25 protein-coding genes are annotated in these 21,908 nt (G+C 70.5%); 21 read left to right on the top strand and 4 right to left on the bottom strand.

Annotated features, from left to right (window positions below):
• Position 1: 1 nt before the first annotated feature.
• From fliG to GNT64_RS15380, 17 genes are all read left to right on the top strand, one after another.
• On the top strand, positions 2-1,021 hold the full coding sequence (fliG, locus tag GNT64_RS15455; RefSeq protein ID WP_156680336.1) for a flagellar motor switch protein FliG: 1,020 nt from the start codon (positions 2-4) through the stop codon (positions 1,019-1,021).
• Positions 1,014-1,646, top strand: a complete 633-nt coding sequence (locus GNT64_RS15450) for a FliH/SctL family protein (RefSeq protein WP_156680335.1) — start codon at positions 1,014-1,016, stop codon at positions 1,644-1,646. Before fliG ends, GNT64_RS15450 begins: the two co-directional genes overlap by 8 nt.
• Before the next feature lie 26 nt (positions 1,647-1,672).
• Positions 1,673-2,971 carry a FliI/YscN family ATPase gene (locus GNT64_RS15445; protein ID WP_422396640.1) on the top strand — a complete coding sequence of 433 codons (1,299 nt, stop codon included), beginning with the start codon at positions 1,673-1,675 and terminating at the stop codon, positions 2,969-2,971.
• Complete coding sequence (locus tag GNT64_RS15440; RefSeq protein ID WP_156680333.1) at positions 2,968-3,387, top strand: hypothetical protein; 420 nt, start codon at positions 2,968-2,970, stop codon at positions 3,385-3,387. The genes GNT64_RS15445 and GNT64_RS15440 overlap by 4 nt, the downstream gene beginning before the upstream one ends.
• Positions 3,384-4,889, top strand: coding sequence for a hypothetical protein (locus GNT64_RS21570; protein WP_197277018.1), 1,506 nt, complete (start codon positions 3,384-3,386; stop codon positions 4,887-4,889). The genes GNT64_RS15440 and GNT64_RS21570 overlap by 4 nt, the downstream gene beginning before the upstream one ends.
• Positions 4,807-5,412: a flagellar hook-length control protein FliK gene (locus tag GNT64_RS15435; protein ID WP_197277017.1), complete on the top strand. Its 606-nt coding sequence runs from the start codon at positions 4,807-4,809 to the stop codon at positions 5,410-5,412. The genes GNT64_RS21570 and GNT64_RS15435 overlap by 83 nt, the downstream gene beginning before the upstream one ends.
• Before the next feature lie 11 nt (positions 5,413-5,423).
• A complete protein-coding gene (locus tag GNT64_RS15430) occupies positions 5,424-6,011 on the top strand; it encodes a flagellar basal body-associated FliL family protein (protein ID WP_156680331.1) in 588 nt (195 codons plus the stop codon).
• A gap of 10 nt (positions 6,012-6,021) precedes the next feature.
• Positions 6,022-6,984, top strand: a complete 963-nt coding sequence (locus GNT64_RS15425) for a flagellar motor switch protein FliM (protein WP_231639039.1) — start codon at positions 6,022-6,024, stop codon at positions 6,982-6,984.
• Positions 6,984-7,292, top strand: a complete 309-nt coding sequence (gene fliN, locus GNT64_RS15420) for a flagellar motor switch protein FliN (RefSeq protein ID WP_231639038.1) — start codon at positions 6,984-6,986, stop codon at positions 7,290-7,292. The genes GNT64_RS15425 and fliN overlap by 1 nt, the downstream gene beginning before the upstream one ends.
• 92 nt (positions 7,293-7,384) lie before the next feature.
• The gene (locus tag GNT64_RS15415; protein ID WP_156680329.1) at positions 7,385-7,672 is read left to right on the top strand and encodes a FliO/MopB family protein; all 288 of its coding nucleotides are present in this window, start codon (positions 7,385-7,387) and stop codon (positions 7,670-7,672) included.
• A gap of 154 nt (positions 7,673-7,826) precedes the next feature.
• The gene (gene fliP, locus GNT64_RS15410; RefSeq protein ID WP_197277417.1) at positions 7,827-8,570 is read left to right on the top strand and encodes a flagellar type III secretion system pore protein FliP; all 744 of its coding nucleotides are present in this window, start codon (positions 7,827-7,829) and stop codon (positions 8,568-8,570) included.
• Positions 8,570-8,839 carry a flagellar biosynthetic protein FliQ gene (locus GNT64_RS15405; protein WP_422396597.1) on the top strand — a complete coding sequence of 90 codons (270 nt, stop codon included), beginning with the start codon at positions 8,570-8,572 and terminating at the stop codon, positions 8,837-8,839. Before fliP ends, GNT64_RS15405 begins: the two co-directional genes overlap by 1 nt.
• Positions 8,840-8,889: 50 nt before the next feature.
• Complete coding sequence (gene fliR, locus GNT64_RS15400) at positions 8,890-9,672, top strand: flagellar biosynthetic protein FliR (protein ID WP_156681679.1); 783 nt, start codon at positions 8,890-8,892, stop codon at positions 9,670-9,672.
• Between the two features lie 207 nt (positions 9,673-9,879).
• Positions 9,880-11,025: a flagellar type III secretion system protein FlhB gene (flhB, locus tag GNT64_RS15395; RefSeq protein ID WP_156680327.1), complete on the top strand. Its 1,146-nt coding sequence runs from the start codon at positions 9,880-9,882 to the stop codon at positions 11,023-11,025.
• A 58-nt stretch (positions 11,026-11,083) separates the two neighbouring features.
• Entirely contained in the window at positions 11,084-12,685 is a 1,602-nt protein-coding gene (gene fliD, locus GNT64_RS15390) for a flagellar filament capping protein FliD (RefSeq protein WP_156680326.1), read from the top strand.
• A gap of 99 nt (positions 12,686-12,784) precedes the next feature.
• Positions 12,785-13,177, top strand: a complete 393-nt coding sequence (fliS, locus tag GNT64_RS15385) for a flagellar export chaperone FliS (RefSeq protein WP_156680325.1) — start codon at positions 12,785-12,787, stop codon at positions 13,175-13,177.
• 95 nt (positions 13,178-13,272) lie between these two features.
• Positions 13,273-13,482, top strand: a complete 210-nt coding sequence (locus tag GNT64_RS15380; protein WP_156680324.1) for a hypothetical protein — start codon at positions 13,273-13,275, stop codon at positions 13,480-13,482.
• 106 nt (positions 13,483-13,588) lie between these two features.
• On the opposite strand, the gene gyrB is transcribed toward GNT64_RS15380, so the two are convergent.
• The gene (gene gyrB, locus GNT64_RS15375) at positions 13,589-16,048 is read right to left on the bottom strand and encodes a DNA topoisomerase (ATP-hydrolyzing) subunit B (protein WP_156680323.1); all 2,460 of its coding nucleotides are present in this window, start codon (positions 16,046-16,048) and stop codon (positions 13,589-13,591) included.
• A 171-nt stretch (positions 16,049-16,219) separates the two neighbouring features.
• Here gyrB and GNT64_RS15370 point away from each other — a divergent pair, with 171 nt between their 5' ends.
• Complete coding sequence (locus GNT64_RS15370; protein ID WP_197277016.1) at positions 16,220-16,849, top strand: choice-of-anchor C family PEP-CTERM protein; 630 nt, start codon at positions 16,220-16,222, stop codon at positions 16,847-16,849.
• Positions 16,850-16,873: 24 nt separating this feature from the next.
• Here the strand turns inward: GNT64_RS15370 and recF are convergent, their stop codons facing one another.
• On the bottom strand, positions 16,874-17,965 hold the full coding sequence (gene recF / locus GNT64_RS15365; protein ID WP_156680322.1) for a DNA replication/repair protein RecF: 1,092 nt from the start codon (positions 17,963-17,965) through the stop codon (positions 16,874-16,876).
• A 26-nt stretch (positions 17,966-17,991) separates the two neighbouring features.
• On the opposite strand from recF, the gene GNT64_RS15360 reads away from it, so the two are divergent.
• Both GNT64_RS15360 and GNT64_RS15355 read left to right on the top strand, forming a co-directional pair.
• On the top strand, positions 17,992-18,813 hold the full coding sequence (locus GNT64_RS15360) for a hypothetical protein (protein WP_231639036.1): 822 nt from the start codon (positions 17,992-17,994) through the stop codon (positions 18,811-18,813).
• A gap of 370 nt (positions 18,814-19,183) precedes the next feature.
• Positions 19,184-19,720 (top strand): DUF2335 domain-containing protein, encoded by a 537-nt coding sequence (locus tag GNT64_RS15355; RefSeq protein WP_156680320.1) that lies wholly within the window; start codon positions 19,184-19,186, stop codon positions 19,718-19,720.
• 32 nt (positions 19,721-19,752) lie between these two features.
• On the opposite strand, the gene GNT64_RS15350 is transcribed toward GNT64_RS15355, so the two are convergent.
• On the bottom strand, positions 19,753-20,130 hold the full coding sequence (locus GNT64_RS15350) for a VOC family protein (RefSeq protein WP_156680319.1): 378 nt from the start codon (positions 20,128-20,130) through the stop codon (positions 19,753-19,755).
• A gap of 12 nt (positions 20,131-20,142) precedes the next feature.
• Positions 20,143-21,255 carry a DNA polymerase III subunit beta gene (gene dnaN, locus GNT64_RS15345; protein WP_156680318.1) on the bottom strand — a complete coding sequence of 371 codons (1,113 nt, stop codon included), beginning with the start codon at positions 21,253-21,255 and terminating at the stop codon, positions 20,143-20,145.
• 124 nt (positions 21,256-21,379) lie between these two features.
• Here dnaN and GNT64_RS15340 point away from each other — a divergent pair, with 124 nt between their 5' ends.
• Positions 21,380-21,889 (top strand): hypothetical protein, encoded by a 510-nt coding sequence (locus tag GNT64_RS15340; RefSeq protein ID WP_231639035.1) that lies wholly within the window; start codon positions 21,380-21,382, stop codon positions 21,887-21,889.
• Positions 21,890-21,908: the final 19 nt, after the last annotated feature.

The raw sequence follows: 21,908 nt of genomic DNA, 5'->3' as shown, positions 1-21,908 counted from the left end.
CATGGCCGATATCGAGACCGTCGAAGCCACCGTTCCCGGTGGCTGCGAGGCGGCGGCGATCCTGCTGATGCTGCTGTCGGAGGAGGAGGCCGCCGACGTGCTGAGCCGCCTTGACCCCGAGGAGGTGCAGCAGCTGGGCGGCGCGATGTTCGGCGTGGCCGACGTGAGCGAGCGGCAGGTGAACGGCGTGCTGGACCTGTTCGTCGATCGCGCCAGGGCGCGCACGACGATCGGCTTCGGCGCCGACAAGCATATCCGCGGCATGATGAGCCGCGCGCTCGGCCCCGACCGGGCGGACAATGTGCTCGCCCGCATCACCCCGCCGACGCGCACCGCCGCGCTGGACGCGCTGAAGTGGATGGACCCGCGCACGATCGCCACCCTGATCGAGCACGAGCATCCGCAGATCGCGGCGCTGGTGCTCGCCCACCTCGATCCGCCGATCGCCGCCGATGTGCTGCAGCTGCTGGACGAGGAGGCGCAGGCCGACATCATCTACCGCGTCGCGACGCTCGGTCCGGTCACGTCCGAGGCGCTGGAGGATCTGGAGCGCGTGCTGCTGCGGCAGGTGACGCGCGCCTCTTCCGGCTCCACCAGCAGCCGTGGCGGCGCCAGCGAGGCGGCCAAGATCGTCAACAGCACGCGCCAGACGGCGGAGCTGCGGATCATCAAGTCGCTGAACAAGATCGACAAGACGCTGGCCCGCACGATCGAGGACGAGATGTTCGTCTTCGACAACCTCAACGACCTCGACGAGAAGGGCCTCGGCATGCTGCTGCGGACCGTGGACAACGACATCCTCGTCGTCGCGCTGAAGGGGGCGGAGGAGAAGCTGCGCAACCGGATGCTGGGCTGCATGTCCAGCCGCGCCGCCCAGTCGATCCAGGACGATATCGCCGCGCGCGGGCCGATGCGCCTGGCCGAGGTGCAGGATGCGCAGAAGGAGATGCTGGCCGTGGCCCGCCGCCTGGCGGATGCAGGCACGATCATGCTGGGCGGCAAGGGCGACGACTATGTCTGACCTCTGGAACCACGCCAGCGCCGCCGCCGCCGCGCGCATCTGCGCGTTCAGCCATCGGTCGGAGATCCAGCCGTTCACGCCGTGGTCGATCGCGCCGGCGACGAACGACGACCTGCCGCTGGTGGTCGAGGAGGATCAGGCAGCGGTCATCGATCCGTCGCTGATCGAGGCCGAGGCGTTCGCCCAGGGGTTCGAGGAAGGCCGCCGCACGGTAGAGCTGGAACTCGCCGGCGAGCGGGCCGAGATGCTGCGGCTGGTGGAGGCGCTGGGCGTGCTGCAGCCGGAGGAGCCGATGGCGCTGGGCGAGCTGCTGGCCGAGACGGTGGACCGGCTGGTGCGCCAGATCGTCGGCGAGGTCTCGATCGACGGCGCGCTGCTGGCGGATCGCGCCCACGCCGCCGCGGCGCTGATCGCCGAGGATACGGCGCCCAGCCGGATGCGGCTGCATCCGGACGATCATCGCCGGCTGGGCAACGCCGCCATCCCGGTGGAGATGGTGGCCGATGCGGGTCTGGCGCAGGGCACCGTGCTGCTGGAGAGCGGCGAGGGCTGGATCGAGGACGGCCCCGACGTGGGGCTGGAGAAATTGCGCCAGGCGCTCGACCGCATGGGCGTGCCGCGATGAGCCGGCTGGCCGCGAAGGCGGCGGCGATGCTGAAGGGCGTCGACGTCGCCGCGCAGGGGCCGCGCCGCATCGGCAGGCTCGTCGCCTTCGACGGTCTGATGCTGGAAGCGACCGGCTTCAACGAGCCGATCGGCAGCGCCGCCCGCGTGATCGACGCGAACGGCCACGGCGCGCGCGCCGAGGTGGTCGGCTTTCGCGGGCCGCGCACCCTGCTGATGGCGCTGGATCACGACGCGCCGCACGCCGCCGGCTCCCGCGTGGAGCCGGACGGGGCGGGCGGATCGGTGACGGTCGGCCCGGAGCTGCTCGGCCGGGTGATGGACGCGCTGGGCAATCCGCTGGACGGGCTGGGGCCGATCGCGGCCGGCCACCGCTGGCCGCTGGCCGGCCGTATGAGCAATCCGCTGGATCGCGGCCGCGTGACCGAGCCGTTCGACATGGGCGTGCGCGCGGTGAACGCGCTGCTGACGGCGGGCGTCGGCCAGCGCATCGCGATCTGCGCCGGCTCGGGCGTCGGCAAGTCGGTGCTGATGGGGCAGATGATCGCCGGCGCGGAGGCCGACGTGATCGTCGTCGGCCTCGTCGGCGAGCGCAGCCGCGAGGTGACGGATTTCCTCGCCACCAAGCTGTCCGGTCCGGTGCGGCAGAAGAGCGTGGTGGTGGCGGTGCCGGCCGATCACCCGCCGCTGCTGCGCCTGCGCGCCGCCATGCGGGCGACGGCGATCGCCGAATATTTCCGCGAGGCGGGGCTGAAGGTGCTGCTGCTGATCGACAGCCTGACGCGGGTGGCGCACGCCCAGCGCGAGATCGGCCTCTCGCTGGGCGAGCCGCCGACGATGAAGGGCTATCCGCCCTCGGCGCTGGGCCTGATCCCGCGCCTGTGCGAGCGGGCGGGCGCCGACCAGCGCACCGGCGGATCGATCACCGCGCTCTACACCGTGCTGGCGGACGGCGACGACACCGACGATCCGATCGTCGACACCGCCCGCGCGATCGTGGACGGCCACATCATCCTCGCCCGATCGCTGGCGGAGCAGGGCGTGTTCCCGGCGATCGACGTGGGCAAGTCGCTGAGCCGGGTGATGGCGGACATCGTGACGCCGGAGCATGCCCGCGCGGCGGCCAGGCTGCGCCGGCTCTGGTCGGTCTACGAGGAGAATCGCGACCTGATCCTGATGGGCGCCTATCGCGAGGGCAGCGATGCGGTGATCGACGAGGCGATCCGCCGGCGCGGCGAGGTGCTCGACTTCATCCGCCAGGGCCAGAAGGATCGCATCGATTTCACCGATTCTTCAACCATGCTGGCGCAAGGTTTCGCGCAATGAAACAATTGCTCAAGCGCCGCGAGCGGCTGGTCCGCGTCCGCAACGTGCAGCATCTGCAGGCGTCCGCCGCGGCGGCGCAGGCGGAGACGCGCGTCGCCACCTTGGAGACGAGCGCCGCCCGCCTGGTGGCGCTACGCGGCAGCCTGACGCCCGAGACGGGCGCGGTGTTCGCCGCCGCCCTCTCCAACGCGGGCGAGCTTTCGATGCGGCTGGAGGCGGCGCGGCACGGCATGACCGACGCGATCGCCAACGCCCGCGCCTCGGCCGACCGGCTGGGCGCGATGCGGCTGGAGGCGCGGGTGCGGCAGGAGAGCGCCGAGAAGCTGGGCGAGAGGGCCGAGGCGGCCTATGCCGAGTGGCGCGAGCGGCGCACGGCGACGCCGCACCGGCGCAAGGCGGGAGGAACGCCCGCATGATCGCCGCGCTCTCCCCGTTGCTGGCGCCGGCGCCGGGCGGTTTGGACGTGCCGGCGGCGGTGGTGCTGCCCGCCGGCGCGGCGCCGTTCGACGCGCTGCTCGCCTCGCTGGCCCCGCCCGAGCCCGCCGCCCCCGCGCCTGTGACGATTGCGCCCGCCGCCGCACCCGTGGCGATCGCCGTGCCGCTTCCGCCGGAAGCGCCTGCCGACACGGAGGATGCCGCCCCGTCCGACGCCTCCGAGGACGCACCGCAAGGCGATGGGGACGTGCCGGACGACGCCGATGATGCGGCCGCGCCACCGCCTTCCGTAGCGATCGTGCCGCCGGCGATCCTTGCGCCAATCCTGCCGGATCGCTCCAGTGCGGAAGGTACGGGCGCCGCGCCGGCCGCTGTCGAGATGCGGACGGACCGCGCCGCGCCGACGCGCTTCGTCGCACCCGCCGGTCGGCTGCCGGCGGAGCAGGTCGCCGCGTCCGATCCGTCGGTGGGTTCGCCATCGCCGCGGACGCCCGCCGATCGCGCGCGCGCGCCGGCGCCTGTGCGGCCCGGCGACATCGCCTCCGGCCGTCCGGCTGCGGCCGACGTGACGACCGCGCGCGCCGACCTGGCCGCCGCGACGGCGCTGACCCCCTTCGCGCCAGCCGGCATCCCCGTCACGGGCCTCTCCGTGCCGGCAAACGCCGGCCGCGCCGTTCCGCCGCTTGCCTTCGCCGCCCCTGAGAGTGCCGCGCCGCTGCCGATCGCCGGCGAGACGGCGGCTCCGGTCGCATCCGTGCCGCCGTCCGCGATCGGCGCGGTGTCGGCGTCGCTAACGCCGGCGCGACCGGCGGCGTCGATGGAGGCGGCTCCGACCCCGGTATCGCCGGCGGCGATGGTCTCGGCGGTGCCTCGCATGGACGCGCGGCCGCCGATGACGCCGGTTCCGGCTGACCCGCCGCCGGTCGTGGAGATCGTCTCCGATGCCCGCCCGGACGCTCCGGCCGACGCGGTGGAACCTGCGCCGTCACGCACAGGTGGCACCGGCGCGGCCGATCGCGCGCCGACGATCGCGTCGACCACGCGGGTTGCCGCCCCGGCCGCCGATGCGGGGCGTGCCGCCCGCCCGGCGCCGGTTCCGCGCGAGGCGGACGCCGCGGCGGATGTCTCGGCCGCGATCGGGATCGATCTCGACGCGATCTTTCCGCTGCGCGGCGATGCGCCGCTGACGGTGGCGTTCGTCCGCCCGCAGGTTCCCCAGCCCGCGCCGCCGCCGCAGACCGTGCCGGCGGCGACGACGGACCTGCCGGCCGGGACGGCGCAGGCGGCGACAGGCGACGGACGGCGACCGCCCGGCCGACGCCGTCGCCCAGCCGGCCGCCGCGATGCCGCCCATCGCCGCCGCCGCCGTGGCGGACGGCCCGCGCGACGGCCAAGGCGGCGTGCCGGGCGCGGCGGCGAGCGACCTGACGGGCGCGGCGGCGGCCGATGCCTCGGTGCAGCGGCACCTGGATGTCGCGCATGACGGCGCGTGGCTCGATCGGCTGACGCGCGACATCGTCCGCTCGGCCGATCGCGATCACGGCATGAAGTTCCAGCTCAATCCGGAGAGGCTCGGCGCGCTGCAGGTGGAGATCGGTCGCAGCGGCGACACGGCCACCGTGCGCTTCACCGCCGAGACGGAGGCGGCGCGCGCGCTGATCGCGGATGCCCGCCCGGCACTGATCGCCGAGGCGAAGGCGCAGGGCATGACCATCGCCGACGCGCGCGTGGACCTTTCCGCCCAGCCGACGCAGGCGGGTTCCGGCCAGAACGGGGCGGGCCAGAATGGGGCGGGCCAGAACGGCGCGGGGCAGAACGGTTTCGGCCAGGGCGGTTTCGGCCAGGGCAGCTTCGGCCAGGGCGGCGGCGCGGGCGCGTTCGCGCAGCAGCAGCAATCCGGCGGCCAGCGGCCCTCCTTCTTCGAGCGGCCGGCAGCGGCCGCGCCACGATCGGCTGCGGCCGGGATCGCGGATCGCTCCGCCGCCCGTGCCGAGCGCTACGCATGAGGACGTGAACGATGAGCGACGACGCGAAGACGCCCGCGCCGCCCAAGAAGGGCGGCAAGATGAAGAAGCTGCTGATGATCGGCGGCGGCGCCCTGCTGCTGCTGGGCGGTGGCGGCGCGGCCGGCATGTATGCCGGCGGCAAGCTGGGCGCATCGGGCGGCCACGAGGCCAAGGAGGATCCGGACGCGCCGAAGCTGGTGCTGAAGGAGGGCGAGCATGGCCCGACATCGGTGAAGGGCGGGCATGGCGGCGACGGCGACGGGCCGGTGGATGCCGAGATCTACAAGGCGACCTATTATCCGCTGGAGCAGACCTTCACCTCCAACCTGACGGACACCAACGGCTTCGCCCAGATCGGCCTGGGCGTATCGACCTATTACGACCAGAAGGTGCTCGACAATCTGAAGGACAATGAGATGCCGGTCCGCTCGGCCATCCTGATGACGCTCGCCGACCAGCAGGCCGACACGCTTTCCACGCCCGAGGGCAAGAAAATGCTCCAGAAAAACCTTAAGCTCGCTATTAACGATGTGCTGAAGCAGAAGACCGGGTTCGGCGGGATCGACGACGTGTATTTCACCAGTTTCATCATATCGTGACGGGCGGCGCGTGACGGGCGAGGGACCGCTATCGGACGAGGAGCGATCGGCGCTGATGGCCGGGCTGGAGGGCACCGCCGGCGCCGTCGGCGATCGCACGCCGCGCGCCTTCGCGCTGGGCAACGAGGCCTTCCGCCCCACGGCGCGGCTGGCCGGGCTGGAGCGGATGGGCGAGCGCATGGCGCAGCGCGTGCGCGCCGTGGTGGAGCCGTTCGCCCGCACGCGCACGCAGGTGGCGGCCGAGCCGCTGGAGACCCTGCGCTTCGAAGAGTGGCGCGCCGCGCTGCCGCCGTTCACCAGCCTCAGCCTCTACCGCCTGCGGCCGCTGAAATCGGGCGTGCTGCTGGTGATCGAGCCGGCCTTCGTCGGCTGGCTGGTCGACGCCTTCTACGGCGGCGGCGCGGCGCCGCCGAAGACGAAGGGGCGCGAGTTCACGCCCAGCGAGGAGCGGCTGCTCGGCCGGCTGGCGGACGGCGTGGTCGAGGCGCTGGTGGAGGTGTGGAGCGAGGTGACGGTGCTGACGCCGACGCTCGCCTCGCGTGAGACGAACCCGGCCTATGCCAGCCTGGTGCGGGCGGACGAGGCGGTGGTGCTGCAACGCTTCACCGTCACCCCGGCGCAGGGCCACGCCACCACGCTGACGATCCTCTACCCGCTCGGCGCGCTGCGCCCCTATGAGGCGCTGCTGGCCGCCAAGGTGCATGACGAGGGCGGCGCCGCCGGCGATCATGAGTGGCGCATGCGGCTGGCCGAGGCGCTTGAGACCGTGCGCCTGCCGGTCCGTTCCGTGCTGGCGCGGCCGGAGCTGTCGCTCTCCCAGCTGGTCGCGCTGAAGCCGGGCGACGTCATCCCCATCACGCTGAACCCCAAGGTGCCGCTGATCGTGGCCAACCGCCGCATCGCGACGGGCACGATCGGCGAGCAGGACGGGCGCGCGGCGCTGATGATCGACCATGTTGAACGGGTACTATGATGATCGATGCCGACGGCGACACGCCGGAGATGCCGGCTGCGCGCAACTACAAGCTGCTGGCGGATATTCCGCTGCGGCTGTCGGTGGAGGTCGGCAGCACCTCGCTCCGCCTGTCCGAGCTGCTCGATCTGTCGGAGGGGAGCGTGGTGGAGCTGGACCGGCAGGCGAGCGAGCTGCTGGACATCCTGGTCAACGGCACGCTGGTGGCGAAGGGCGAGGTGGTGACGATCAACGGCCGCTTCGGCATCCGCGTGGTGGACGTGGTGGCAGCCGACGCGCGGCTGGCCGGGCTGGAGCGCCGGGCATGAGCAAGCCGGCATGAGGCGATCGGCATGAGGGGTATGAGCGCGCGGGGCCTGCGTGCACCGGCCGCGGGCGCTTGGCGGATGGGGCGGCCGGCATGATGACCGCCTACATCCTGCGGCTGGTGATCCTGCTGCCGCTGGTGGCGGGGCTGGCCTTCGGCGCCCTGTGGCTGTGGCGCCGGGTGCAGCCGGGCCTGGCGCTCGGCCAGCGGGAGCGCGCGGTGCGGCTGATCGACGCGATCCCGATGGGCGCGACCGGCCGATTGGCGGTGGTGGAGTTCGAGGGCAAAAGGCTGCTGCTGGCCGTGTCACGCGGGCGGATCGAGAAACTGTCCGAGGTGGACATGCTCGTCAGCGACGATCTCGACGTGATCGATGGGTGAGAGGCGCCCCCCTCGTCCCGAGCGCAGTCGAGGGATCGGGCCGGGCGTAGCCGAGCTGGCTGACGGCCTCTCGTGCGCGCTGCGGGACGTGTCTCGACCGGGCTCGACACAAGGTGAGATTGTGTCTCGACTGCGCTCGACACAGGGGAAGCGGATTGCGGTTCTTGTGACCGCCCTCGTTCTCGCTTTCCTCTTCGCCGAGCCGGCGCTCGCCCAGACAACCGGCGCGCTGGACAAGGCGCTGAACACGATCTCCGGCGACGGGCGGCCGCTGTCGCTGTCGCTCCAGATCCTCGTGCTGATGAGCCTGCTGACGGTGCTGCCGTCGCTGGTGCTGATGATGACGAGCTTCACGCGCATCATCATCGTCCTCTCGATCCTGCGGCAGGCGCTGGGCCTGCAGCAGACGCCGCCGAACCAGGTGCTGGTGGGCCTGGCGCTGTTCCTCTCGCTGTTCGTCATGCGGCCGGCGGTGGACCAGATCAACGCCACCGCCTTCACCCCCTACGGCGCCGGCACGATCGGCATCGAGGAGGCGATCCAGCGATCGGGTGCGGTGCTGCACACCTTCATGGTCAAGCAGACGCGGCAGACGGACCTGAAGCTCTTCTCCGATCTCGCGAAAGCGCCGCCGTTCGCGCGGGCGGCTGACATTCCCTTCTCCATCCTGCTGCCCTCCTTCGTGACGAGCGAGCTGAAGACGGCGTTCCAGATCGGGTTCCTGATCTTCCTGCCGTTCCTCATCATCGATCTGGTGGTGGCCTCCACGCTGATGGCGCTGGGCATGGTGATGCTGTCACCGGCGATCATCTCGATGCCGTTCAAGCTGCTGCTGTTCGTGCTGGTGGATGGCTGGGCGTTGACGATGGGCTCCCTCGCCGGCAGCTTCGTGACCTGATGGGCGGCGATTACTTCGTCGGCGTGGCGCAGCAGGCGCTGTGGATCCTGGCGCTGGCCTCCGCGCCGATCCTGATCCCCGCGCTCGCCGCCGGCGTGATCCTCGGCATGATCCAGGCGGCGACATCGGTGAACGAGCAGACGCTGAGCTTCGTGCCGAAGCTGATCATCGTCGGCATCTCGCTGGCGATCTTCGGCGGCGCGATCCTGATGCTGATCGGCGACTTCACCCGCGAGATGTTCGCGCGGATACCGGATCTGATGCAGTGAGCGGTTCCTCGCCCTTCCCCTCCCCTGACGGGGAGGGGTGATTGGGCGCGATGTTCCCCAACGGCTTCGTCGGGATCGAGGCGCAATTGTGGCTCTGGCTGCTGGCGATGGTGCGGCCGGGCGCGGCCTTCCTCGCAGCACCCGTGTTCGGCGCGCCCTACGTGCCGGTGCAGCTGCGCCTGATCGTGTCGCTGGCCGTCGGCATCCCCGCCGCCGCCGCCGTGCCGTTCGCCATGCCGGACGGCGGCCTGATGACGATCGCCGGCGCGATGATGGTGACGGGGGAGGTGCTGGCGGGCCTGGCCATCGGTTTCGCCGTGCAGATCGGCTTCTCCGCGGCGCTGCTGGCGGGCGAGACGATCGGCAACGCCATGGGTTTGGGCTTCGCCGGCATGATCGATCCGGCGAGCGGCGCCTCCAGCCCGGCGCTGGGGCAGTTGCTGTCGATCCTCGGCACCTTCCTGTTCCTCGCGATGGGCGGGCACCTGATGCTCGCCGCGATCATCTTCGACAGCTACCGGGCGCTGCCGCCGGGGCAGGGCTGGCTGGGGGCGGAGAGCATCCGCGGGCTGGCGATGTTCGGCGGCACGGTGTTCGCCGCCGGCCTCGCCATCGCCCTGCCGGTGGGCTTCGCGATGATCCTCGTCCAGATCGTGATGGGGATGCTGGCGCGCTCCGCCCCGGCGCTGAACCTGTTCGCGGTTGGCCTGCCGGCGACGATCCTGGCCGGCATCGTGCTGCTGGCGATCGGCGCGCCGACGATGGCCGACGCGATCACCGCGGCGCTGCAGCGCGGGCTCGACTACGCGCAGACGATCGCGGGCGGCGGGTGATGGGCTCCTGCCTATCCTCCTTTCCCCGAGCGCAGTCGAGGAGCCTTGTCGGGCGCGCTCCGGGAACGGGTGGGCGCGGCGGGCCTCGGCTTCGCTCGGCCGGCCCCTCGACTTCGCTCGGGACATGGGTGATTGGTCCCTCGACTTCGCTCGGGACATGGGCTGTCGGTCCCTCGACTGCGCTCGGGACCGGGAGGGATCCCGCTCATGGCTGAGGGGGAGGGCGGCGAGAAGACGGAGGAGGCGACCCCGAAGCGTCGCAGGGATGCCATCGAGAAGGGCGACATCCTCCAGTCCAAGGAGCTCGGCACGGCGATGGTGGTGCTCGGCGGGGCGGCGTGGATCGCGCTCGCCGGCCCGTGGATGCTGGGCGCGCTGCGCAATATGCTGGCGGACGGGCTGCGCTTCGACGCGGCATCGCTACGCGCGTTCGATCCGGCGGAGGCGTTCTACCGGCTGGCCGCCGCCGTCGCCTTCCCGCTCGCCTCGCTGTTCGCGATCACGCTGGTGGCGGCGGTCGGCACGCCGGCGATCCTCGGCTCGCTGGGGTTCCGCTGGGGGGCGATCGCGCCGAAGCCGTCCAAGCTGAACCCCCTCGCCGGCTTCGGCCGCATGTTCGGCATCAACGGCGTGCTGGAGTTGGGCAAGTCGCTGGCGAAGGTGGCGCTGCTCGGCCTCGTCGGCTGGTGGCTGCTGTCGAACGAGGCGGGCAGGCTGGTGACCTTGGGCCAGCAGGATCTGGTCGCCGCGCTGGGCGAGCTGGGCCAGACCTTCGTGCTGGCGGTGCTGGTGATGGCGCTGGCGCTGGCGCTGATCGCCGGCGTGGACATCCCCGCGCAGATCATGCGTCGCAGCAGCCGCCTGAGGATGACGAAGCAGGAGGTGAAGGACGAGCACAAGCAGAGCGAGGGCAGCCCCGAGCTGAAGGCGCAGATCCGCCGCCGCCAGCATGAGGTGCTGAAGAACTCCACCCGCGGCGCCGTGGCCGAGGCGACGGTAGTGCTGACCAACCCGACCCACTTCGCCGTGGCGCTGCGCTACCGCGTGGGCATCGATGCCGCGCCGATCGTGGTGGCGCGCGGCCGCGGCGCCACGGCCGACGCCATCCGCGAACTGGCGGACGAGCATGCCGTGCCGATGCTCGGCTACCCACAGCTCGCCCGCGCGCTCTACTTCACGACGCGCACCGGCCAGGTGATCCGCGACGACCTGTACCTGGCGGTGGCGACGGTGATCGCCTTCGTGTTCAACCTGGACAACGCCATGGCCGAGGGCGCGCCGATGCCGCAGCGGCCCGACGTGGAGGTGCCGCAGGGCGCCCGCTTCGACGAGGACGGGCACAAGGTGGAATGAGGGTGCGCTAAAGGCCTGCGGCGACGGGTCGTTAACCCTGGAAAGATAGGGTGGATATATGACCTCGATCGCATCATCGCTGGGCGTCGGCTCGGGACTGGACACGGCCGCTCTGGTCGAGAAGCTGACGGCCGCCGTCAAGGATCCCAAGGAAGCGGCGATCGCCAAGCGCGAGACGGTCAACACCGCCAAGATCTCGGCGCTGGCCAACGCGGTGAGCGGCATAGACGCCTTCTCCTCCTCGCTGGCCACGCTCGTGGCGGGCGGCAGCCTGTTCACCCAGCCGAGCTCGTCCGACGAGGGCATCGTCGCGGCGAGCGCGATCCCCGGCGCGCGGCTGGGCGCGCTCTCCGCCACGCTGGAGATCAGGCAGCTGGCGCAGGCGCAGACGCTGGTCTCCGCCAACATCGCCGACACCGCCGGCGCGATCGGGCAGGGCACGCTGACGCTGACCACCGCGAGCGGCACGTTCGACGTCGTCATCGGCAGCGGTAACGATTCGCTCGACGGGCTGGTCAAGGCGATCAACGAGGCGGGCGCCGGCCTTGCCGCCAGCGTGGTGAAGGACAGCAATGGCGGCCGGCTGGTGGTGAAGAGCGCGACCGGCGCCGCCAAGGCGTTCAGCATGACGACCACTGCGCCGGCCGACGGCCTCGGTCGCTTCGCCTATGATGCGGACGCGACGACGAACGCGATGACGCAGGCGCAGGCGCCGCAGGACGCGATCATCGTCTATGACGGCGTATCCGTGACGCGGCCCACCAACAGCGTGTCCGATCTGGTGCCCGGCGTGAAGCTGGACCTGAAGAAGGCGGCCGAGGGCACCACCGTGACCCTGGGCGCGAGCCGGCCGGGCACGGCCATCACCGGCGCCGTGACCGATTTCGTCACCGCCTATAATTCGCTGAAGTCGATCCTGGACGAGGCGACGGCGGCCAAGGCGGCGGACGGCACCGGCGGCGGCCCGCTGCGCGGCAATTTCAGCATCCGCGAGATGCAGCGCCAGCTCTCCAAGCTCACCTCCACCACGCTGGGCGGGATCGACGGCGGGCCGAAGACGCTGGCCGAGATCGGCGTCAGCACCAATCGCGACGGCACGCTGAGCCTGGATACGACCAAGCTGGAAACGATGCTGGCGCGCGATCCGGATGGCGTCGAGGCGCTGTTCAACCCGGCGCAGAAGAGCAGCAGCCCGCTGGTGGCCATCACCAGCCTGTCGGGCAAGACGGCGCCCGGCACCTATGCCGTCACGGACATCACGACATCGCCGCTGGGCGCGACGATCGCCGGCTTCCCGGCGCTCGTCTCCGGCAACAGCCTGATCGCATCGGCCAAGTCGCCGGCGGCGGGGCTGGTGCTGCGGGTGGACGGCAGCGTCTCCGCCGCCACGATCACGGTGGATGCCGGCATCGGCGGCGCGCTGAAGGCGATCCGCGACGCGCTGCGCGGCAGCGACGGCCCGCTCGCCACCGCGCAGGCGGCGGTGAAGAAGGAGACCGGCCAGATCGCCGACGATCGCGTGAAGATGGAAGAGCGGGTGACGGCCTACAGCACGCGCCTGACCAGCGCCTTCGGGACGATGGACACGCGCGTCGCCGCCTACAAGGCGACCCAGAGCTATCTCGAGCAGCAGATCGCGATCTGGACCAACGCCGACTAAAGGGCGCGGCCGCCGCGCCGTAATCATCGGTGTAGCAGACAGCAATCAGTCAGAAAACATCATGGCGGCGCGGACAGGCGCGGCCATGAAGGGGGTCGCATGTACAAGCCATTCGGAACCTACGGCCGCGCCGGTGCGCAGTATCGCCAGATCGACGTCACCACGCGCGTGGAAGGCGCCTCGCCGCACCGGCTGGTGGCGATCCTGTACGAGGAACTGCTCGGCGCGATCGCGACGATGGGACAGGCGATCCGCGTGGGCGACATCGTGCGGCGGGGCGAGAGCCAGTCGAAGGCGCTGGCGATCGTGGGCGGGCTGGAGGCTGGCCTCGATTTCGAGAAGGGCGGCGACATCGCCCGCATGCTGGTGACGATCTACGCCGAGGTGAAGCGCCTGCTGATCCGCGCCGCGCGCGAGGACGCCCAGGATGCGTCCGACGCGGCGCGCAAGCTGGTGGGCGAGATCGCGACCGCCTGGAACGCGATCGCCTGACGCCGTCGCCTGGCGGGCGAGTGATCGGGGGCACAGCGCGCAGCCCCGAATCGGGCCATCCGGAGAGCGCGTCGCGCACCTACCGGAGACCCGTCATGGCCACCCGACCGAAGCCGATCACCGCCATCCACGCCAACGATCCCGCGTGGATCATCCAGCTGTGGATCGCCATCCACGGCGGCGATCCCGCCCCCGAACTCTCCCCCGCAGCGATCGAGAAGGGCGCCATCGGCGCGATCCGCGCGCTGGCGACGCGGCTGGACGCGCCGCAGCAGCGGGCCGTCATCGCCGCCCTGGGACACTGACGTCACCACACTGATGTAGTGGCCCTGACTGCACGGCGGTGGGGCCGACCCGCGATCGTCATGCCGGACCCGTCCGGCATGACGATCGTATCATCGGCGCGGCGCGCTACACGTCCAGATTGGCGACCGAGAGGGCGTTTTCCTGGATGAACTCGCGCCGCGGCTCCACCACGTCGCCCATCAGGCGCTCGAATGTCTCGTGCGCGATATTGGCGTCGGCGACATGGACCTGCAGCATGGCGCGGTTGGCGGGATCGAGTGTGGTCTCCCACAATTGCTCCGCGTTCATCTCGCCGAGGCCCTTGTAGCGCGAGACGGCGAGGCCCTTGCGCCCGGCGGCGAGGATCGCGTCGAGCAGTTCGGACGGGCGCGTCACCGGCTTGCCGCGCGTGTCGAGCACGGGCTCGTCCTCGCCCTCGGCCTGCTTCTCGGCGCCCTTCAGCGACACCAGCCGCGCGATCCGGGCATAGCTTTCCGCCTGCTCGGCGGCGAGGCTGTGGAGCTTGCGCGCTTCCGCCGAGGCGACGAAGGCGCCGTCGATGACGTGGTGATCGGCGACGCCGCGCCACATGCGGCGGAAATGATAGCCGCCGTCCTCGGTCGCGTCGCCCGACCAGCTGGCCTCCGTATCGGCGCGGCCGGCCCATTCCGCCACCGCTTGCGCCGCGCCCGCGCGATCGGCCAGCGCCGGATCGAGCGCGCCGGTGAGCGCCAGCGCCTCCACCAGCGCCGGATCGTAGCGGCGCGGCACATAGGCCATCAGCGTGCGCATCCGCCGGGCATGATCGACGAGCGACTTCAGGTCCGCGCCGGAGCGGGTGCCCTCCGCGCCCTCCAGCACCATCAGGCCGACGCCGGCATCGACGAGATAGCGTTCGAGCGCCTCATTGTCCTTGAGGTACACCTCCGAACGGCCCTTGGCGACTTTGTAGAGCGGCGGCTGGGCGATGTAGAGGTGTCCGCCGGTGATGATCTCCGGCATCTGGCGGTAGAAGAAGGTCAGCAGCAGGGTGCGGATGTGGGCGCCGTCCACGTCGGCGTCCGTCATGATGACGATCTTGTGATAGCGCAGCTTCTCGATGTTGAAATCGTCGCGGCCGATGCCGGTGCCCATCGCCTGGATCAGCGTGCCGACCTCCTTGGAGGACAGCATGCGATCGAAGCGGGCGCGCTCCACGTTCAGGATCTTGCCCTTCAGCGGCAGGATGGCCTGATACTGCCGATCGCGCCCCTGCTTGGCCGAGCCGCCGGCCGAATCGCCTTCGACCAGGAACAGCTCGCTCTTGGCGGGATCGCGCTCCTGGCAGTCGGCCAGCTTGCCGGGCAGCGAGGCGATGTCCATCACCCCCTTGCGGCGGGTGAGCTCCCGCGCCTTCTTTGCCGCCTCGCGCGCGGCGGCGGCGTCGATCACCTTCTGGACGATCGAGCGGCCGTGCGCCGGATTCTCCTCCAGCCACTCGGCCAGCTTGTCCGCCATCAGCGATTCCAAGGGCTGGCGAACCTCGGACGAGACGAGCTTGTCCTTCGTCTGGCTGCTGAACTTCGGATCGGGCAGCTTCACCGAGACGATCGCGGTCAGCCCCTCGCGCATGTCGTCGCCGGTCAGCGTCACCTTCTCCTTCTTCAGGAGGCCGGACTTCTCCGCATAATTGTTGATCGTGCGGGTGAGCGCCGCGCGGAAGGCGGCGAGGTGGGTGCCGCCATCCCGCTGCGGGATGTTGTTGGTGAAGGCGAGGACCTGCTCGTAATAGCTGTCGTTCCACTCCAGCGCGACATCGATGCCGACATCGTCGCGCTGGCCGTGGATGGCCACCGGCTCCGGCATCAGCGGCGTCTTGGCGCGATCGAGATATTTCACGAAGGCGGCGATACCCCCTTCGTAGAACAGCTCCACCTGCCTGCGCTCGGCATGGCGCGCATCGATCAGGAACAGGCGCACGCCGGAGTTGAGGAAGGCTAGCTCGCGGTAGCGATGCTCCAGCTTGTCGAAATCGAACTCGGTGATCTTGAACGTCTCGGCGCTGGGCAGGAAGGTGACGCGCGTGCCCTTCTTGCCGCCAGCGGCGCCCACCACCTTCAGCGGCGCCACCGCATCGCCGCGGCGGAACTGCATGTAATGCTCCTCGCCATCGCGCCAGATGGTGAGATCGAGCGTGTCGGACAGGGCGTTGACCACCGATACGCCGACGCCGTGCAGGCCGCCCGATACCTTGTAGGCGTTGGAATCGTTGGTGTTGTCGAACTTCCCGCCGGCGTGCAGCTGGGTCATGATGACCTCGGCGGCGGACACGCCCTCCTCCGAGTGGATGCCGGTGGGGATGCCGCGGCCATTATCCTCGACCGAGACGGAGCCGTCCGGGTTCAGCGTGATCTCGATCCGGTCGCAGTGGCCGGCGAGCGCCTCGTCGATCGCATTGTCCGAAACCTCGAACACCATGTGGTGCAGGCCGGAGCCGTCGTCGGTATCGCCGATATACATTCCGGGGCGCTTGCGGACCGCGTCCAGCCCCTTCAGCACCTTGATGGAGTCCGCGCCGTAATCGTTCGTCTGGGGTGTCTCTGCCATGGCGAGGATATAGGGATTGGGGCCGCGGTACGGAAGCGAAATGGCCGCGGCGCGCGAATGTCCCTCAGCGGGATAGTGTTAACCGCAGCTTCACCTTTACGCGTGCGGCCCGGGCGGGATAAGTCGTGCCGGTCGACAGACGGCCGCGACGGCCTTGTGGGGGAGAGAATGATGCGCAAGATATTGATCGCGGTCGCGCTGCTGGCGGTGCCCGGCATGGCCGAAGCCGCCACGTTCAGCAATGGCGACTTCGAGGTGGGGCCGACGACCGATCAGTTCACCGAGCTCGGCAGCGGATCGACGGCCATCGCGGGTTGGACGGTGGGCGGCACCGTGGACTATATCCACAGGTACTGGCAGCCCGGATCGGGCAGCTACAGCATCGATCTCTCGGGCAGCTCGGTCGGCAGCCTCTCCCAGACGTTCGATACGACGCCGGGCAAGGCCTATACGGTCAGCTACCTGCTGGCCGGCAATCCCGTCGGCAGCCCGGCGGTGAAGACGCTGAGCGTGAGCGCCAGCGGCAACACCGCCAAGACGGAGACGTTCGACGTCAGCACGACATCCACCGCCGCGATGGGCTGGTCGATGCGCAGCTACAATTTCGTCGCGGACCGGACGGGCAGCACCACGCTGACCTTCGCCACCAGCGACGCCACCGGCTACGGCCCGGCGCTGGACGGCGTGAGCCTGACCTCGGTGGTGCCGGAACCGACGACCTGGGCGATGATGATCGGCGGCATGGGCATGATCGGCGGCGTGATCCGTCGCCGCAGCCGCCGGGCGCCCGCCTTCGCCTGACGACCCCGCTCGGCCGCCTGCGCGTCAGGCGGCCGAGACCACGCCGTTCCGCACGGCAAGCCGGGTGGCGCCCGCGCCGATGCCGGCGAACAGGCCGGGCTCGGTGCCCGTCATCCACACCTGCCCGCCCGCCGCCGCCAGCCGATCGAACAGCGCGGCGCGGCGGTGCGGATCGAGATGGGCGGCGACCTCGTCCAGCAGCAGCACCGGCCGCCGGCCGACGCCCTCCGCCACCAGATCGGCATGGGCGAGCACCAGGCCCAGCAGCAGCGCCTTCTGCTCGCCGGTGGAGCAGCGATCGGCCGGCTGCGCCTTGTCCAGATGCGTGACGCGCAGGTCCGTGCGATGCGGCCCGGCGAGCGCGCGCCCGGCGGCGGCATCGCGCCCGCGGCCGCCGCGCAGCTCCGCCGCGAGGGCGGGCGCGGCCTCCGCCGCCGGCTGCCAGCCGTCCAGCGACAGGCCGGCGCGCGCGAACGGCCCGGCCGGCTGCGCCGCCGATCGCGTTGCGAGCGCCGTGACGGTGCGGCCGCGCGCGCCGGCCAGCGCCGCGCCATGCTCGGCCATGCCCGCCTCCAAGGCCGCCAGCCAGGCGGCGTCCGCCCCCTCCGGCTCGGCCAGCAGCTTGTTGCGCGCGCGCATCGCCGCCTCGTAGCGGGCGGCGTGGACGCCGTGGCCCGGCTCCAGCGCCAGCACGAGCCGGTCGAGGAAGCGCCGCCGGCCGCTGGCTCCCTCGCCGAACAGCCGGTCCATCGCGGGCGTGAGCCACAGCAGCGAGAGCCACTCGCCAAGCGCGCCGCCGCTGCTGGCCGCGCCGTTGATCCGCACCTGCCGCCGCTCGGGCGCGGTGGCGAGCGTGCCGGTGCCGATCTCCACCGCGCCGGCCGGCAAGGCGAGCCGGGCGGCGACGGCGAAGCCGCCCGGCCCGCCGCCCCGCGCCATCTCGCCGAGGGTCGCCTGGCGCAGGCCGCGGCCGGGCGCGAGCAGCGAGAGCGCCTCCAGCACGTTCGTCTTGCCCGCGCCATTCTCGCCGGTGAGCACCACCAGGCCGGGCGCGGCTTCGATCGTGGCCGTGGGGTAGGAGCGGAAATCGGTGAGGGCGAGGCGGGTGACGGCCATCCCCCGCGTCTAGCGCCGCCGGTGCGATGCGCCAGCCCCGGCGACGGCCCCGGCCGACACTTGCCGCCGGCGCGGGGCCGCCTAAGGATGGCGGCGACCTGCCGGAGACGACCATGCGCCGCATTCTGCCCATCCTCCTCGCCACGATCGCCGCCGTGCCGGCGCAGGCCGGCGTGCGCGCCACCTATGTGGCCAGGGCGCAGGAGGCGCCGTTGGTGGTGGAGGTGGCCGACAACGGCGACGCCCGCATCGGCGAGGCGGGGGCCGAGGATTACGGCCTGCTGGTAGGCGGGCAATTCTACATGGTCGGCGGCCGGCCCGGCGAGGAGACGGTGGCACGCACCGAGGATCTCGCCCGCGCCATCGACACGACCCTGGGGGCGACCCAGAGCGGCCCGATCTTCGGCGACGCGTTCGGCCGCGGCGGCCCGGGCGCGCCCAGGGCGAAGATCGTGACGCGGGCGACCGGCAGCCGGGCGATCGCCGGCCGCCAGGGCACCGTCTACGCCGTGACGGGGCTGGACCACGAGAAGCCCGACGCCGCGATCGAGGTGGTGGCGAGCGACGATCCGGCACTCCGCCCGGTCGGCCGCGCGCTGGAGGCGTTCATGAACGCGGCGCTGATCCCCGGCGCGCCGCTGCTGGGATCGGGCGCGGCCGAACTGATCGCCGAGACGCGGGTGATCTTCGCCCTGGGCACGCCGCTCTCGTCCGAGGGCAGCTTCACCCTGCGATCGGTGGAGACGGCGGCGATCCCGCCCGCCCGCGTGACCCTGCCGGACGCGCCGAGCACCTATGAGACGCTGGCGACGAAGATGCGGGCGCTGGTGCCGGGGGCGGGCCGGTGAGGTTGTCCTACTCGTTGCTCGTACCGTAAGCTGAACTTTAATCCCAGCTTCACGAGAGGTTTGTATGATCTGACGAGCGGACTGCGCTAGGGTTGGGACAACCGGAGCAACCGTTGGTACTGGCGGCTCGTTGACACAGGCATTCGCCAAAGGCACACATCACGTTATCTTGAGGGTATTCAAATGAGCATAATGCGCAAGATGGGCAGGACCTCTCGTTCTGAGTTGCGCCTCTATGCGGAGGGCGCGGCCAGTATAAACATTGGACAACGGATGACATTGTCGCGTCGGAAATGTAGTGGTGGATCAATCGCTGCAGATTGGCGGGCAGTGGCTGGCGACGTGCGTCGGTCAGTTCGAGATATGAAGCATGAGCTCGAGACCTCCTGATCATCTAAATGGACGGCGCGAAGTAGCTGTAGCAGAAGCGGCAGCGACGGAGGCTGCGCTCGAAAAACTTAAACCTCTGCTAAAGCCCGATAAATTGGGTGATGCACGTTTGGTTTTAACCCGGACGATGAGCAAAGTTCATTCGGGGCCAATCCCATCGGCTGAGGAGATGGAGCATCTTGAACGGGTCCACCCGGGCTCTGCTGACAGATGTTTCACGATGGCGGAAAAGGAGCAGGCACACAGGCACGAGTGTGAGAAGGCGATAATCGATAGAGAGTTCGTCTTTCGCGGCCGTGGTCAGTGGCTTGCAATAACGGCGGTCATATGTCTGCTGTGTGCGGTCGGCTTCATTGCCTATCTCGGAGATACCAAGTCTGCCACCGTGTTGGGAACGGCGACGTTGGTTGGTTTGGTTTACGCCTTCACCAAAGCTAAGCAAATCGACGCAGGAGAGCCGGAACTGGAACCGGAGCCTCAATCAGGCAAAAGCGGAAAGCGCCCTCAAAAACGGTAAGCAATTGCACGCGCATTTGCTCACCATGGACCTCAGCGCCCCAGTTTGAACGCGCAGAGCTTGTTGCCGTCCAGATCGCGGAAATAGGAGAAATAATAGCCGGGCCCGCGCTCGCCGGGCGCGCCCTCGTCAGTGCCGCCGAGTTCGAGCGCGCGGGCGTGGAAGGCGTCCACCTCGGCCGGCGTGTCGAAGCTGAAGCCGGCCATGCCACCATTGCCCACGGTGGCGGGCTGGCCGTCATAGGGGCCGAGTACCGCGAAGGCGATTGTGCCGCCCTGCGCATAGACCCGCCCGCCGGACGGATGCTCGAACAGCGCCGTCATGCCGATCGGGCCGAGCAGCGCATCGTAGAAGGTCTTCGCCTCATCGAGCCGGTTCGATCCGACGGTGGCGTAGGTCAGCGCGGCCATGGTCTCTCCTCCTCAGACCCGCATCGGCATCAGCACGTAGAGTGCCGCCGCCTTGTCATTCTCGCGGATCAGGGTGGGCGCGGCCGCGTCGGCAAGGTGGACCTCGACCTGATCGCCCTCGATCTGGCCCAATATGTCCATCAGGTAGCGGGCGTTGAAGCCGATTTCGAACTGCTGGGCGGTGTAGGCGCCGGGCACCTCCTCGGCAGCCGTGCCGTTCTCCGGGCTGGTGACGGAGAGGGTGATGCGATCCCGCTCCAGCGCCATCTTCACCGCGCGCGTCTTCTCGCTGGCGATCGTCGCGACGCGGTCGACGCCCTGCATGAAGCTGCGCGGATCCAGCGTCAGCAGCTTGTCGTTGCCCGTGGGGATGACGCGCGAATAATCGGGAAAGGTGCCGTCGATCAGCTTGGAGGTGAGGATCGCCGCACCCATGCCGAAGCGGATCTTGGTGGAGGAGAGCGACACCTCGATCGTGCCGTCCACCTCGTCCAGCAGCTTGCGCAGCTCGCCCACGCATTTGCGCGGCACAATCACGTCCGGCATACCCTCGGCGCCATCGGGCCGCGCCACGGTAACGCGGGCGAGGCGGTGGCCGTCGGTGGCGGCCGCCTTCAGCACCGGCGTCGCATCGTCCGAGACGTGGAGGAAGATGCCGTTCAGATAGTAGCGCGTCTCCTCCGTGGAGATGGCGAAGCGGGTCTTGTCGATGATCTGCTTCAGGGTGGTGGCCGGCAGCTCGAACCGGGTCGGCAGCTCGCCCTCGGCGATCACGGGGAAGTCGTCGCGCGGCAAAGTGGAGAGATTGAAGCGCGCGCGGCCGGCGACGATCTGCATCTTGCCGTCTGCGGCGCTGATCTGCACCTGGCTGCCTTCCGGCAGCTTGCGGGCGATATCGAACAGGGTGTGGGCCGAGACGGTGGTGGCGCCGGCCTGATCGACCGCGGCCGCCACGGTATCGACGACCTGCAGGTCGAGGTCCGTCGCCATCAGCTTCAGCGCGCCGTCGGCCGATGCCTCGATCAGCACGTTGGACAGGATCGGGATCGTGTTGCGCCGCTCGACCACGGACTGCACGTGGCTGAGGCTTTTCAGGAGTGTCGCGCGTTCGATCGTCGCCTTCATGTCGTCCCCGGCTTCCCCCGCGTGGGCGCGGTCAGGCGTTATAGCGCGGCGCGGGCGTGGTGCCAGACGTTAATGCTGGCTTGCGGCCGTTGCATCCGCGCCGCGATGCCGCGATGGAGCGCGGATGCGCCGCCCTGTCCGCATCCTGCCGCCGGTGCTGCTCGCCGCCATGCTCTGCACGCTGCCGGCGGTGGCGGCGGCGCGCGATCCGCTCGGCGTGTTCGAGGGGTGGGGGGCGTTCCGCGATGCGCGGCCGCTGCGCTGCTTCGCCATCGCCGAGCCGGCGCGTCGCGGCCGCCGGGGCGACTGGCGGCCGTTCGCCGCCGTCTCCGCCTGGCCGACGCTGCGGGTGCGCGGGCAGCTGCACGTGCGGCTGAGCGCCGCCAAGCGTGCCGGCACGCCCGTATATCTCACCATCGGCGAGCGGCGCTTCCTGCTCGCCTCCGGCAAGGCGGAGGCCTGGGCGCCGGACGCGCCCGGCGATGCCGCGATCGTGGCGGCGATGCGCGGCGCGTCCAGCATGAGCCTGGAGGCGATCGACCTGGCCGGCCGCCCCTTCGCCGACACCTACCGCCTGCGCGGCGCGGCGAGCGCGATCGACGCGGCGGCGCTGGGCTGCCTACGGGCGGGATAGCGGAATCGGGCGTTTGCCA

Origin of the sequence: Sphingomonas profundi, assembly GCF_009739515.1 — a bacterium.
GTDB classification, from domain to species: domain Bacteria; phylum Pseudomonadota; class Alphaproteobacteria; order Sphingomonadales; family Sphingomonadaceae; genus Alterirhizorhabdus; species Alterirhizorhabdus profundi.
This window is presented reverse-complemented; position numbering and strand designations above follow the sequence as displayed.